Raw genomic sequence first — 13,666 nt, forward strand, 5'->3', positions numbered from 1 at the left:
GGGCAGTTGCCACCAGATTTGATAAGCTCAAGCAGAGTTATGAGAATACGGTCGCTCTCGCTTGCGCTTATATCTGGCTGAAATTATGAATGTTCAACACGCCCTAATATAGTGTGGGGCAATATAACAGCTATGTTAATATTATGTACGATATTTGTGTTGTTTATAACAATAATTTTATTTTTTGTACTTATGATAAACTATTTGTTATGCGTTATAGTTTAATTAATCTCTAACGCCTTAGTGCGCTTTTGGGTTATCTGCCTCAGTAATGATAGCGTCTTTGTTATTTACTCTATGGTGATTTGCATGAGAGTCATCACCGATATCTTGAGGAATAATGATTTCATTGTTGCGATCATCGCACTCTATGTCGCTGTCTTTATCATAAGTCATGGGATCAAAGCGCGGTGTGTGGTTATCTGTCTCTAAATGGTTTTTAGACAAATGACTGGGTGTCGCTAAACCAGAATTTCTAAAAAATTTTGATTTACCATGTTTGCCAAAACCCAATTTTTCATCGTCTGGTTTTTTACGTGGTTCACTATTGGCAAAAATAGTATTCAATGGGATATTTAATTGCTCTTTAGCGTAGGCTTCCGTATTTTCAAACCGATTGATCAATAAACTGAGCCAAGGTTTTTGGTCTTCGGGATTCATCTCATCAAGTTCATCCTTAATCGGTAGAGGATAGGGTAGGGTGCGATAAAAATCCCATAAGGTCATATTGCCTAAGTCTTTTTTGAGGACATAATCATCATTTTCAGTCATGGTAATGAGATTGCTGTCTTGTAGGTAGTTAATATAGGTATACCACTTCGGCAGCTCTTTGCGCCCCAATACACTACGCAGTGCTGGTTCGCTGACAGCCTCACCTTTTAGATGATGGGTGTACAGTAGGTTTAGCATGTCTAATAAGCTGAGTAATGGGTGGCGAGGATAGACCTCTTCAGTTTCAAAAATAGTGAGGGTATAGCTAATTTCAACGCCCAATAGAATAAGATTCCATGATAAATAAATCCATAATAAAAATATGGGCAGCGCGGCAAAAGCCCCGTAAATAGCTTCATAACTGGTAAAGTTGGCCATTACCGTACCAAACAGATGCTTCATCAGCTCAAATACAATGGCGACAAATAATCCAGCGATCGCAGCATTTTTTACGGGTACGCGTGCTTTAGGGATAAACCAATACATGCCAATAAATCCAGCGACGGTGATACCAATCGATACTGCTTGTACCCAAAAAGACCAATCAATACCGTAGCCTGCGATTTGTTGATTTAAAAAGCTTAAGCTTTGTACCGCACTGGAGGCGATGAATGCTGTACCTAACACCAGTGGCCCTAAAGTAACGATAGTCCAGTAGCGCAGCATGCTTTTGATACCACCCGAACGGTCTTCTACTCGCCAGATTTGGTTAAAAGCACGCTCAATGGTCGTCAAGGTCATAATAGTGGTAAAAAACAACACCATCGCACCAATGATGGTTAGGTTAGACGATTTTTCAGCGAAGTTATTGATGTACTCACTGACTTGCAGACTAGATTGTGGCAGCAAGTTATTATAGATTACCTCATAAATCTGTGCCCTGACAGAAGCGAGTGCTGGTACTGATGAAAGGATCATCAGTAGTACGGTCAATATAGGAACAATCGATAGCATGGTGGTGTAGGTTAGCGAGGCGGCTTTTTGTTGGCAATTGTCTTCCAAAAAGTGCCTAGCTAAGAATCGTAAAAACTGAAACCAGCGTTGTTGTAAAAACGGGATTTTTTTAGATAGATTTTCCATATTGACCATTTAGCAGGTATTAGAGTGACAGTAGTGTAACAAAAATATGCCGTTATCATCTGCCATTTAATTGTGTCGAATTGCATAGCGATATCGCTTACAGAGTGTTAGTCGCTATAATATATAGCGCGGCAGTTTGCATGTCAGTGAACGACTCGGGCATAATGTGCCCATATATCTACGCTGCTAGCTAATTGTCAGATACAGGTAGTGTCTTGAAGTTTATGGCATCGTCAAAGACTCAAAGACATAGAGGTTGCTGCAGAAAACTATGTTAATAATTTTATGAGGAAGTTTTGCTAATGAGTCAGACCGCCCCTTATGTTTTGGTGCTCTATTATTCAAATTATGGTACGACAAAAACATTAGCCTATGCTATCGCTCAAGGAATTGAAGATGCTGGCATGACAGCTCGTATTCGTACGGTGCCGACGGTAGCGCCCGAAACCACCGCGAGTAAGCCAAGTATCCCTGATGAAGGCGACTTATATTGCACCATGGATGATTTAAAAGACTGTCTAGGTTTAGCACTTGGTAGTCCGACGCACTTTGGCAACATGGCTGCACCTATGAAGTATTTTTGGGACAATACAGTCACATTGTGGCTGGCCGGTAATTTACAAAATAAACCCGCCGCTGTATTTACTGCCACCGGTTCGATGCATGGTGGACAAGAGACGACGCTACTAACGATGATGATGCCACTATTGCACCACGGCATGATGATTGTGGGTGTGCCATATGCTGAGCCCGCACTCAATCGTACCAGTCGTGGTGGATCGCCTTATGGGGCAAGCCACGTCAGCGGTGCTGCACATGATCAGGCGGTGTCTGCTGATGAGCGTGAACTGGCCATTGCTCAAGGGCGTCGCTTAGCCATTAGTGCCAAAGCGTTAGTCCAAGCAAATTGGCGCTAAGCAGTTTTATTGATAAGGAAAGATAGCTCTCTCATGCCAAATACTTCTGATCGTTCCGATCAAACACCTGCTACCAACACTGGCAAACTCGTTAAACCCAGTAAGCCTATCGCGCCCATCCGCCAGCGTTTAATGGTCACTTGGTTGGTCTGGCTGGCTTTTAGATTAATAGCTCTGCCTATTTTAATAAACATTTTTAATACTAGCAGCCCAGATATAGTGGGCGGCATCGCTTGGCAAGCGCTATGGTTGGTACCAGCGTTTGTCTTAACGCCGTCGATATTACGTGGACGTTCGCCCTATGGGCTATTGATAGGCAGTATGTTTACCTTGGTTTATTTGGGTGCGAGTGGTGTGGTACTGTTTACCCGTGCTTATGGCAGTAGTTGGGCTGAGATAGTGGTTTATCTGCTGGACTTCCTTCTATTGTTTGCCATCAATGTCTGGTTGTTTGTTTTATTGAAGCGTCTGCCGTCGATGAATAACGTCGTCAAACAACCGCGTTCACGTTAGCGGTTTCATTCACTACTCATAAATAATATTAAAATAAAAAAGCGGCGCTCTAATTAGAGCGCCGCTTTTTATCATGAAATGCATTTTTAGATATCCTGCTTTTTACAGACAGGTCTATTAATTAAGCTTGGTTAATTCTAGATCCATTTTTTTGCCATCATTAATTTGGCTGACTTTAACGGGTAAGTAATCTAAGCTTGGTGCCAGCCAAAAACTGGTAGAGCGGCTGTTGTCATCATGGATGCGGTCGACACGCACGGTATCAAATGTTCCTGCTGGTACGGTAATTTTAGTATTACCCGATTTTTTAAAGGGTGTTTTCTCAATTTTGTCTTTTTTCGCCATGTAGTAATTACCAGAGAATTTACCATTCAATAAATCTTGGCGAATTTGTACTTCTAAACTCAAGTCATCAAAGGCTTGTTGCGCCATATTCATGGTAGTCGATTTGCCTTTATAGTTACTCACGACTTTTTTGCTACTCGGGTTAAAGTCCAGTTTATGGGTTCGACCGATACCCAATAGTTTATAAGTGGTACTGGCTTGGGTTGGGCTAACATTATTACCATTTATGGTAAAGGTGCTGTTTTGTGACGCCGTTGCGACACCTGCCACACGTGCATTGACATTATATTTCCAGGTATTACCTGATTTGTTTAAGGTACGCGTGGCAATACCTTTATATTTATCTTCGACGGTAAAGCTATAGTTGGCGCTTGAAGGTTCAATGTTTTTTGCGCTGGCAAGGGTAGGTGCGGTCATACTCAAAACTCCGATAGCAGCAATGCTGGCGCCAGTGGTTAAAGCGGTTAAAAATTTAGATTTATAAGGCTTGGTGTTATTAGAGTCAGCACTGATTGATTTTTGCTTCATTGATAAAAAACTCATGGATATTCCTTAAACAATTTAGATAAATAGCTTACCAGTATATAGATAGCCTATAAGATAATTTTGAATGGTAGTAACGATTGTTTTATAAGTGTTGTTATGGTCTCACAGACTATAATGGTTATACAATGTTACATTTTCAAGAGGAGAGCCATACGCTGACGTGTGGCTCTTGTAGCTGATGTTACTGAACGAGATACCGCTATTACTCTGAGTAACTTGCTGTAAATTGAGTAAAAAACAGCGAGTAAAATAGCTGATATGTAGAGTCAATAGCGCTATTTCTTATATAGTCTTATGATGGATTGTATACGCGCATTAATGGCTCTATTTTTGGACCTTGTAAGCAATCTCGTCTCGCTTACAGATAAACATGCTATCAATTGAAAAATTCTTGTAAATTTTTGGGCTTTACACTTGAAGCGTACTGTCCATGCCCCCACTTTTTGAAACAAGCTCGACGCTTATCTTTATTACAAGGTTTCTAGAAAACAGCTTTTAAAAGATAAGTATTGAGACAATCAAACCAAATAAATTTTTCATTTAAACAATTAACTTATTGGAGACATATTGATGAATATTCGTCCTTTACATGATCGTATTGTTGTCCGCCGCATAGAAGAAGAAACAAAAACGGCTGGTGGTATCTTGCTTCCTGGTTCTGCGCAAGAAAAGCCTTCACAAGGTGAAGTGCTCGCAACTGGTAACGGTCAGATTCGTGACAACGGTGAAACTCGCGCGTTAGATGTAAAAGCTGGCGACAAAGTTTTGTTCGGTCAATATGCTGGTCAAACCGTGAAAGTTGACGGCGAAGAGCTACTTATTATGAAAGAAGCTGATGTATTGGGTGTGCTAGAAGGCTAGTCCTTTTTGAGTGTTTCTATACTCAGCATATTTATAACAATACTAAATCAACTCATTCAATTGCATTCTCATACTTATAATAGTGGAGTAATTTAACATGGCAAAAGACGTAAAATTCGGCATTGATGCCCGTAAACAAATGATGGACGGCGTAAACGTTCTAGCAAACGCGGTAAAAGTAACGTTAGGCCCTAAAGGTCGTAACGTGGTAATTGATAAATCTTTTGGCGCGCCAACCATCACTAAAGATGGTGTTTCGGTTGCCAAAGAAATCGAACTTGAAAACAAGTTTGAAAACATGGGCGCGCAATTGGTTCGTGAAGTTGCTAGCCGCACCAACGATGTTGCTGGTGATGGTACAACCACAGCGACCGTATTGGCGCAATCAATCTTGCAAGAAGGCATGAAATCAGTTGCTGCTGGCATGAACCCGATGGATCTAAAACGCGGCATCGATAAAGCCGTTCGTGCAGCGGTTGAGCAAATCCATGAATTATCGACCCCAGCGGACGATTCAAAAGCAATCGCTCAAGTAGGTTCTATCTCTGCCAACTCAGACACCAAAATCGGTGAGCTGATTGCCCAAGCGATGCAAAAAGTCGGTAAGCAAGGTGTGATTACCGTGGAAGAAGGTTCAAGCTTTGAAGATACCTTAGAAGTTGTAGAAGGTATGCAGTTTGACCGTGGTTATATCAGCCCTTACTTTGCTAATAAGCAAGACAGCTTAACCGCTGAATTTGAAAACCCATATATCTTATTGGTTGACAAAAAAATCAGCAATATCCGTGAAATCGTGCCACTGCTTGAGCAAGTGATGCAGCAGAGCAAGCCATTGCTAATCATTGCTGAAGACGTCGAAAACGAAGCATTAGCTACTTTGGTTGTAAACAACATGCGTGGTGGCTTAAAAACTTGTGCGGTAAAAGCACCAGGTTTTGGCGATCGCCGTAAAGCCATGCTAGAAGATATCGCAACCTTGACTGGCGGTACGGTTATCTCTGAAGAGATTGGCCTGAGCCTTGAGGCTGCAACCCTTGAGCAATTGGGTACGGCTAAGAAAGTCACTGTTGGTAAAGAAAATACCGTTATCGTTGATGGCGCTGGTAACACCGCTGATATCGAAAACCGTGTTGAATCTATCAAACGTCAAGTTGAAGAATCAACGTCTGACTACGATAAAGAAAAGCTTCAAGAGCGTATGGCGAAACTGGCTGGCGGCGTTGCCGTTATCAAAGTTGGCGCGGCGACTGAAACTGAAATGAAAGAGAAAAAAGATCGTGTTGATGATGCGCTACATGCGACTCGTGCAGCGGTCGAAGAAGGCGTTGTGCCTGGTGGTGGTGTTGCGCTAGTTCGTGCGATGAATGCATTGTCTGAGCTACGTGGTGATAACGACGACCAAAACGCCGGTATCAATATCTTACGTCGCGCGATGGAAGCACCACTGCGTCAAATCGTGACCAACTCAGGCGAAGAAGCGTCAGTTGTGGTTAACGAAGTGAAGAGTGGTAGCGGCAACTATGGTTACAACGCGGCTTCTGGCGAATACGGCGATATGCTTGACATGGGTATTCTTGACCCAGCAAAAGTAGCTCGTTCAGCGCTAGAAAACGCGGCATCTGTAGCCGGCCTCATGCTTACTACTGAAGTCATGATTACTGATTTACCGCAAAGTGATGACGGTATGGCTGCTATGGGCGGCGGTGCTGGTGGAATGGGCGGTATGGGTGGAATGGGCGGCATGATGTAGTTTATGCCTCGACTGAATTTGTACGATGTTGTTGACCTCGTTCGATGTACGTGATGTACAATCTTTACTCGGTCGCCTAATCGTACTGCTTTAGTCAAACCATAAATGCTTGTTAAACCTAGTTTAAATAAAACCCCGATAGGCTTTGGCTTATCGGGGTTTTTTATGCAAATTAGATCTATCTTTTAAAAACTATAGTCAGGGAGAAGCAATATCGCTACATCACGTATGCAGGTACCGTTTTTTCTTGGTTGCTGTGCCTACGCAGACAGAGGCTGCAAAAAAACTATACCCGCAGTATCGTAGCGTTTTTAAAGTATTTTAACTATACTGATTCGCTTCATCGCGTCTAAACGTCCACGTTTTATCATCAGACGCCTCCGCACAATAATAATATCCTGCCAAATCAAACTTCTTAAGCTGCTCTGTCTTGGTCAGCTTATTATCAGCGGCATATTTCACCATCAGTCCACGTGCTTTTTTGGCATAAAAGCTAATTACTTTATACGTGCCATTTTTTTCATCTTCAAACCGTGGCGTGATAATTTCTGCATGTAGCGCCTTTTTCTTTACAGATTTAAAATACTCGTTAGAAGCTAAATTTACCAGTACTTTATCATCGCTATCAGCCATAGCCATGCGCGAATTGATAGTATTGGTTACTTCTTCACCCCAAAATTCATATAGATTATCCCCACGCTCATTTTTGAGATTGGTGCCCATCTCAAGTCGATACGGCTGTATTAAATCGAGCGGTTTGAGCACACCATACAGCCCTGACAGAATCCCCAAATGCTCATTGACGTAAATAGCCGTGTCCTTATCCATGCCATACATATCAAGACCTGTATAGACATCGCCATCAAACAAATACCCCGCAGCTTTGGCGGTATTACCAGAAGCATCGTCCGTGAAGGGTTCATTATCACTCCAAGCCCAGTCTTGATTACGCTTGGCATTGAGCTGGGCTAAATCATCAGAAATGCTCATGAGCTCTTGTAAGTCAATCGGTTCTTTCGATTTCAAGTTTTTCATCAGGGTTTGCGAGTGTTCAATCAGCTCAGGCTGACTATAGTAGTTACCTAGATTTACAGGGATAGCCTCTGTCTCATTTAGAGATTTGGCAGGGGAGAGTAAAAAATACATCGTTATTCCTTATTATAATGAATCAATAACTATCACTATATAGTGTCCAACCTGCTTATTATAGGTCATCTACAAGTTTACCTTGACTTAGTGATAACCGTTTTGTAATTTCAATTATTAGCATATAAATATGTCAGTATTGTAAATTTTGCGAGTATATTTATATGCTAGCAGCTTACAGGAATTAAATGAGTTATGAAAAACAAAAGTTTTTAATATAACAATAAAAGTTATGGGGATGGTGTAAGTACCCAACTTTTTATTTTACTTGTGGGTCATCATTAGGCAATGAAAGTTAGCGGATGATATCTTTATAATAAAAAGGCGTGATGGCAAAGTCGCTATCATTTATTAATTTGATAATCTTTGGTCTTAAATCCTGAACCAACAGAGACCAAAGGTTTTTTTGTCCCCTGTACTTTTTAGATGTGAGTTGAGGGTGTTAAAAAGTAGTCATAAGCATAGTCATTAGACGTAAGGAGACGGTATGAAGATCGGTGTTATTAGTGCAGATAGCGCAAATGAAAGTCGGGTCGCGCTCACCCCAGACGCAGTAAAGAAATTACGTAAACTTGGGTTCGAGATTGTCATCCAGACAGGTGCCGGTCAAGCAGCGTATTATGCTGATGAATTGTATCAAGCGGCTGGAGCTGATATTGCTAACAGTAGCGCTGAGGTCGTCACCCAGTCGCAAATTATTACCACCGTCAATGATCTACCAACAGCGGTCACGGATAGCCTAACCTCTGGTCAAATTGTCATCGGCATGCTCGACCCGTATCGCAACACCCAACTTGATAGTTATGCGGCCAAAGGGGCAACCGCCTTTGCCATGGAACTGCTGCCGCGCACCTTATCACGGGCGCAGAACATGGATGTCTTATCCTCACAAGCCAACCTTGCCGGTTATAAAGCGGTATTGCTCGCCGCCAATGAATACTCGCGTCCGTTTCCCATGTTTATGACCTCAGCGGGAACCGTTAAGCCTGCCAAAGTGGTCATCTTAGGCGTTGGTGTGGCAGGTCTACAAGCCATTGCCACCGCCAAACGTTTAGGCGCCGTCGTTGAAGCCAGCGACTTGCGTCCGACCGCTCGCGAACAAGTAGAGTCATTAGGGGGTAAATGGCTTGATGTACCGATGAGTGCCGAGGAAGCTGAGACCGCTAAATCCACAGGCGGCTATGCTTGGACACCATCAGAGCAATATGTCAAAGACCAAGCCGCTGTCGTCGACAAAGCTTTAAGCAATGCCGATATCGTCATCACCACGGCACAAATCCCTGGTCGTCAAGCGCCACGATTAGTACATAAAACCACGCTAGATAAAATGAAAGCAGGTTCGGTGCTGATTGACATGGCTGCTGGTACCGGCGGCAACGTCGAAGGCAGCGTCCCTGACGAGACCATCACCACCGGCAACGGTGTACGTATCGTCGGAGCAGCCAACATTCCATCCATGCTGGCGGCACAGTCCTCAGACTTATATGCCAACAACCTGGTCAATTTTATCACCACCTTAATGGCGCCTGCCGCGACAGACGATGCCTCAGCAACTCAACTGGCACTCAACCTAGACATGGAAGATGAGATTCAGGGTGCATTAGCCGTGACCCATGACAATCAAGTACGTCTGGCTAAACGCTAAGCCTTACCCTTTATATTTTAAGCTTTGAGTCTCAACGATTTCATTGTCATACATTCGCCAGACACGAAACAATTTTTAGGAGGATAAGATGATTGCCACTATTTTAGCGGCAGCACCCATTGGTGCCGCCATGAGTAGCACCCCATTTGTCGCGATTTTTACCGTATTTGTACTTGCTATTTTCGTGGGATATTACGTCGTTTGGGGCGTGACCCCAGCATTGCATACGCCACTGATGGCGGTGACCAATGCGTTATCCAGTATTGTGATTGTCGGAGCAATGCTACAGACCGTCACCATTGATGGGTCGGTATTTACCCCGACCAGTTTGCTGGGTGCCTTTGCGGTATTTTTAGCCAGTATCAATATCTTTGGTGGTTTTGCGGTGACCGAGCGCATGCTGGCGATGTTTAAACCTAAAGTAAAAAAAGCACCTACACTTGAAACTGGGACGACTGAGAATGGAGGCGACGCATGAGTGATTTAACCAATATGATTTCTGCTAATGCCGATTGGTTTTATCTAGTCGGCGCCATCCTTTTTGTCTTAACCCTGCGTGGTTTATCTAGCCCAAAGACAGCGATTCGTGGTAACCGCTTGGGTATGGTTGCCATGGCGATTGCTGTCGCCACGACATTCTTCTTAGCAGAAGGCCCCGTCCTGTGGTTGATTATTGGTGCCATGGTGTTAGGTGCTGTTGTCGGCATGTGGAAAGCGAAGACAGTCGCCATGACTCAAATGCCAGAAACCGTCGCTTTGATGCATTCATTCGTTGGTTTGGCAGCCGTAGCGATTGCCTTGGCTACGGTATTGCATACTGAGCAACAGCATGGCGCAGTTGCTCGCGTCGAATTGTTCATTGGTTGTTTCATCGGGGCGATTACCTTTTCAGCGTCGGTCTTTGCCTTTGGTAAATTGGCGGCGAAGAGCTGGGCGAAGACCTTGGTCGGTGGCTGGGTCAAACCTGTCCAAGCGTTGCTATTTATTGCGATGATTGGTTTTGGTGGGGTCTATTTCGTTACCGATTCATTACCCGCATTCTATGCGATGGCCGTGATTGCGGTCATCTTTGGCTGGATGTGGATTGCCCCAATCGGTGGCGGTGATATGCCAGTGGTTGTATCCCTATTGAACTCGTTCTCAGGATGGGCAGCAGCAGGGATTGGTTTTACCCTTGGCAACTCGATGCTGATTATCGCCGGTTCGCTGGTCGGTTCGTCAGGCGCAATCTTATCTTATATCATGTGTAAAGCCATGAACCGCTCATTACTCAACGTCTTGTTCGGCGGTATGGGTACGTCAGCCGTCGCCGCAGGCGCAGATGATGGCGCACCAAAGAACTACAAAGCTGGTTCAGCAGAAGATGCTGGGTTCTTGATGTCTAATGCCAGCAACGTGGTGATTGTCCCAGGTTATGGTATGGCGCAAGGCCGCGCACAAAATGCGGTCAAAGAGCTGTATGAGCTGTTAAAAGAAGAAGGCGTCAATGTACGCTTTGCCATTCATCCGGTTGCTGGTCGTATGCCGGGACATATGAACGTCCTATTGGCCGAGGCGGATGTGCCTTACGATGATATTCTTGAGATGGATGAAATCAACTCTGACTTTGCCAGTACTGACGTAGTGTTGGTTATCGGCGCAAATGACGTTGTCAACCCTTCTGCCAAAGATGATCCGTCGTCGCCAATCTTTGGGATGCCTATTCTAGAGGCCAGCAAAGCCCAAACGGTGATGGTGATTAAGCGCTCGATGAATACGGGTTATGCAGGTTTGGATAACAGCTTATTCTATATGGACAAAACCATGATGATCTTTGGTGATGCGAAAAAGATGGTCGAAGAAATGGTACGTAGTATTAATGGCGCTCATTAATCTTGAATATTATAGGCAGTTCTACATAAAATCGATACGTTGGTAGTTACGTGCTACTGTTATAAAATTTTCTTGCTGGCTGTTCGTAAGCGTGACAGAGGCTACGAAAAATTTATTCCAGTAGCACTCGTATCGGTTTTACGGTGAATTAACTATATGATAGCTAAACGATAACGTATAAAAAGTCTTTGTGTAAAAAGTCACTGCGGTGGCTTTTTTTGCGTTACAGTGGGCGGCATTTTTAGTCAGTTACTAGTTTATACAAAACAAGCTTACACAAAATCAGTTTATCGCAAATAAGCGTTAAGAGAGTCAGTTATGAATATGTTGATACGTTTTTTTATTATGGTTTATTTGCTAAAGCAGCAACTTAAAAAACAATCAGTAAGCGAGCCTTTGAGTGTCGATACTTTGATGGCACCGATTGTCCGTTACTACCGTGTATTGCCACATGATATGGGTTTTCGGGATCATCTGCCCAATTATCGCTATTTATCTTTTATAGAGTTAAACATCACCAATTGGCTCATGGCGTGCGGTCATCAAAAAGGTATTAAAAACTTAGGCTGGATTATCGCTATGCAAGAGATGGTCTATCTCAAAGAAATTAAATTTTTAGATAAAATGACCGTAAATAGCACGCTTGTTGGCTGGGATAATAAATACGTCTATTTTGAAACGCGTTTCTTTGTCAAAAACCAACTAATGGGCGTTGGTATGACCAAGTTTGTATTAACGGATAAGAAAGGTAAGTGTTTGCCAGCAACTTTGGACATGACAGGAGAGCAATTAAATGACGTCATCACCTCATGGAATAATCATCAAGTCGCTGTAAAATCTAAACCGACAGCATAACTAAACGACTTAGCTATAATCATCTAGTGAATTTTGTTAGGATAGAGCCTATTAAATCAATAGTTTTTTATAAAAATAACTGAAAATCAAGGAGCCACTATGATCCCGCAAAAGTTAAAATGGACAGACAGCTTAGATATCGCTATTGAGCTGTATGAAAAATTTCCTGAGACCGATCCGCAGTATATACGCTTTACTGATTTGCACCGCTGGGTGACCGAGCTTGAAGGCTTTGATGATGATCCTCAAAAGTCAAACGAAGGCATCTTAGAAGCGATTCAGATGAATTGGATTGGTGAAGCGGACTAGCTTTATCTTCCTGTTACCTTTAGGGATTGTATAGAATACACCTGTCAGTTCCACAGCTGATTTCTATACAGCCCCTAATAACAACTATAACCTCAAATAAAAACAGGAAAACCGCTCATGACAGCACAAATTAAAGAGCTAACTGAAGCGCAAGCTTGTAAAGGTATCAGCATTCGCACTACTAATAACGCAGAAATTAGCCACGATACCGCTAAGCTAGGTCGATTATGGCAAAGGTTTTATCAAAATCACGTCAGCCATCTTGCTGAGGGTGAAGATATTTACGGGGTTTACCATAACTATGAAAGCGAGGATTTAGTCGGTGCCTTCGATGTGGTCGCCAGTTGGAAGGTAGAGAATGAGCAGGCAGAAGGAGAGGGCGTTAACCTCCTTAGTGCAGAGAGTATTCTTAGTACTGCACATGATAGCGATGTTGTAACAGTCACTATTCCTGCTGGTAAGTATATGGTGTTTTCTGAAGAAGGTAGAATGCCTAATACCGTGATGAATGCGTGGGAAAAGGCATGGGAATATTTCCATGATCGAAACTGTGAGCACGTACGAACTTACAACGTTGATTTTGAGCATTATATCGGTGGCAATTTAGAGTATGGTCAAGTAGATCTGTATGTTGGTATCAATTCAGATGAATTGGATTGATAAGGTAAATTAGATTTAATGTATTAATGAAGAGATGAACTTTTGACGAAAGTGATTTTACGCTATCTAGGCAAAGTGTTTACTAAATACTATAAGGCTTGTGATGTTACAGTTTTTTGAAAACACATTGTTTGGATTAAACCGCAAATATTATTTTCGAAATTTATTGATTGCTGCATTATTTGCTTGTTTGGTATGGTACTTGACAAAATATGCTAGCAGTCATTCTACAGTAGGTGAAATTCCAGATGTGTATATCATTATCAATAATACATATCTGGTTTTGAGCACGCTCCTGTATCCATATGCAAAATATGCTTACGATTCTTTATGGGAATTTATATTTAATGATAGTGTTTGGGCGTTTGGTGGCATTCTACTCTTAATAGTTCTATATTTTAGGCTGTGTTTTAATAATGTGTTGATTAATTTAATGATAGAATAATGGTGTTATAG

At 42.6% G+C, this 13,666-nt stretch carries 13 protein-coding genes and 1 pseudogene; 11 read left to right on the top strand and 3 right to left on the bottom strand.

All coding sequences use genetic code 11. The annotated features are described in order from the left end of the window. Positions 1-89: pseudogene (locus EI162_RS11115) on the top strand (IS5/IS1182 family transposase); the annotation flags it as partial. A 151-nt stretch (positions 90-240) separates the two neighbouring features. Here EI162_RS11115 and EI162_RS11120 read toward each other — a convergent pair. Beyond that, positions 241-1,791, bottom strand: a complete 1,551-nt coding sequence (locus EI162_RS11120; RefSeq protein WP_192524417.1) for a YihY/virulence factor BrkB family protein — start codon at positions 1,789-1,791, stop codon at positions 241-243. Between the two features lie 302 nt (positions 1,792-2,093). Here EI162_RS11120 and wrbA point away from each other — a divergent pair, with 302 nt between their 5' ends. Both wrbA and EI162_RS11130 read left to right on the top strand, forming a co-directional pair. Next, positions 2,094-2,708, top strand: a complete 615-nt coding sequence (gene wrbA, locus EI162_RS11125; RefSeq protein ID WP_192524418.1) for an NAD(P)H:quinone oxidoreductase — start codon at positions 2,094-2,096, stop codon at positions 2,706-2,708. A 33-nt stretch (positions 2,709-2,741) separates the two neighbouring features. Next, on the top strand, positions 2,742-3,221 hold the full coding sequence (locus EI162_RS11130; protein WP_225736976.1) for a hypothetical protein: 480 nt from the start codon (positions 2,742-2,744) through the stop codon (positions 3,219-3,221). 117 nt (positions 3,222-3,338) lie between these two features. On the opposite strand, the gene EI162_RS11135 is transcribed toward EI162_RS11130, so the two are convergent. Next, positions 3,339-4,094, bottom strand: a complete 756-nt coding sequence (locus tag EI162_RS11135) for a DUF3108 domain-containing protein (RefSeq protein WP_413038387.1) — start codon at positions 4,092-4,094, stop codon at positions 3,339-3,341. A gap of 585 nt (positions 4,095-4,679) precedes the next feature. Here EI162_RS11135 and EI162_RS11140 point away from each other — a divergent pair. Beyond that, positions 4,680-4,973, top strand: a complete 294-nt coding sequence (locus EI162_RS11140; protein WP_192524420.1) for a co-chaperone GroES — start codon at positions 4,680-4,682, stop codon at positions 4,971-4,973. A 97-nt stretch (positions 4,974-5,070) separates the two neighbouring features. After that, a complete protein-coding gene (gene groL / locus EI162_RS11145; RefSeq protein ID WP_192524421.1) occupies positions 5,071-6,723 on the top strand; it encodes a chaperonin GroEL in 1,653 nt (550 codons plus the stop codon). A gap of 321 nt (positions 6,724-7,044) precedes the next feature. Here the strand turns inward: groL and yaaA are convergent, their stop codons facing one another. Further along, positions 7,045-7,869: a peroxide stress protein YaaA gene (gene yaaA / locus EI162_RS11150; protein WP_192524422.1), complete on the bottom strand. Its 825-nt coding sequence runs from the start codon at positions 7,867-7,869 to the stop codon at positions 7,045-7,047. A 487-nt stretch (positions 7,870-8,356) separates the two neighbouring features. Between yaaA and EI162_RS11155 the strand changes: the two genes are divergently transcribed. The 6 genes from EI162_RS11155 to EI162_RS11180 all read left to right on the top strand — a co-directional run bounded on the left by EI162_RS11155 (position 8,357) and on the right by EI162_RS11180 (position 13,210). Further along, positions 8,357-9,514 carry an NAD(P) transhydrogenase subunit alpha gene (locus tag EI162_RS11155; protein ID WP_192524423.1) on the top strand — a complete coding sequence of 386 codons (1,158 nt, stop codon included), beginning with the start codon at positions 8,357-8,359 and terminating at the stop codon, positions 9,512-9,514. A 130-nt stretch (positions 9,515-9,644) separates the two neighbouring features. Continuing rightward, positions 9,645-9,992: a proton-translocating transhydrogenase family protein gene (locus tag EI162_RS11160; RefSeq protein WP_225736977.1), complete on the top strand. Its 348-nt coding sequence runs from the start codon at positions 9,645-9,647 to the stop codon at positions 9,990-9,992. Positions 9,993-10,006: 14 nt separating this feature from the next. After that, positions 10,007-11,386: an NAD(P)(+) transhydrogenase (Re/Si-specific) subunit beta gene (locus EI162_RS11165; RefSeq protein WP_192524429.1), complete on the top strand. Its 1,380-nt coding sequence runs from the start codon at positions 10,007-10,009 to the stop codon at positions 11,384-11,386. Positions 11,387-11,704: 318 nt separating this feature from the next. Next, positions 11,705-12,241 carry an acyl-CoA thioesterase gene (locus EI162_RS11170; RefSeq protein ID WP_192524425.1) on the top strand — a complete coding sequence of 179 codons (537 nt, stop codon included), beginning with the start codon at positions 11,705-11,707 and terminating at the stop codon, positions 12,239-12,241. A 99-nt stretch (positions 12,242-12,340) separates the two neighbouring features. Further along, positions 12,341-12,550, top strand: a complete 210-nt coding sequence (gene iscX / locus EI162_RS11175) for a Fe-S cluster assembly protein IscX (RefSeq protein WP_192524426.1) — start codon at positions 12,341-12,343, stop codon at positions 12,548-12,550. A 117-nt stretch (positions 12,551-12,667) separates the two neighbouring features. Next, a complete protein-coding gene (locus tag EI162_RS11180; protein ID WP_192524427.1) occupies positions 12,668-13,210 on the top strand; it encodes a GyrI-like domain-containing protein in 543 nt (180 codons plus the stop codon). The last annotated feature ends 456 nt before the right edge of the window (positions 13,211-13,666 follow it).

This window comes from Psychrobacter sp. FME6 (assembly GCF_014861365.1).
In the GTDB taxonomy this organism is placed as follows: domain Bacteria; phylum Pseudomonadota; class Gammaproteobacteria; order Pseudomonadales; family Moraxellaceae; genus Psychrobacter.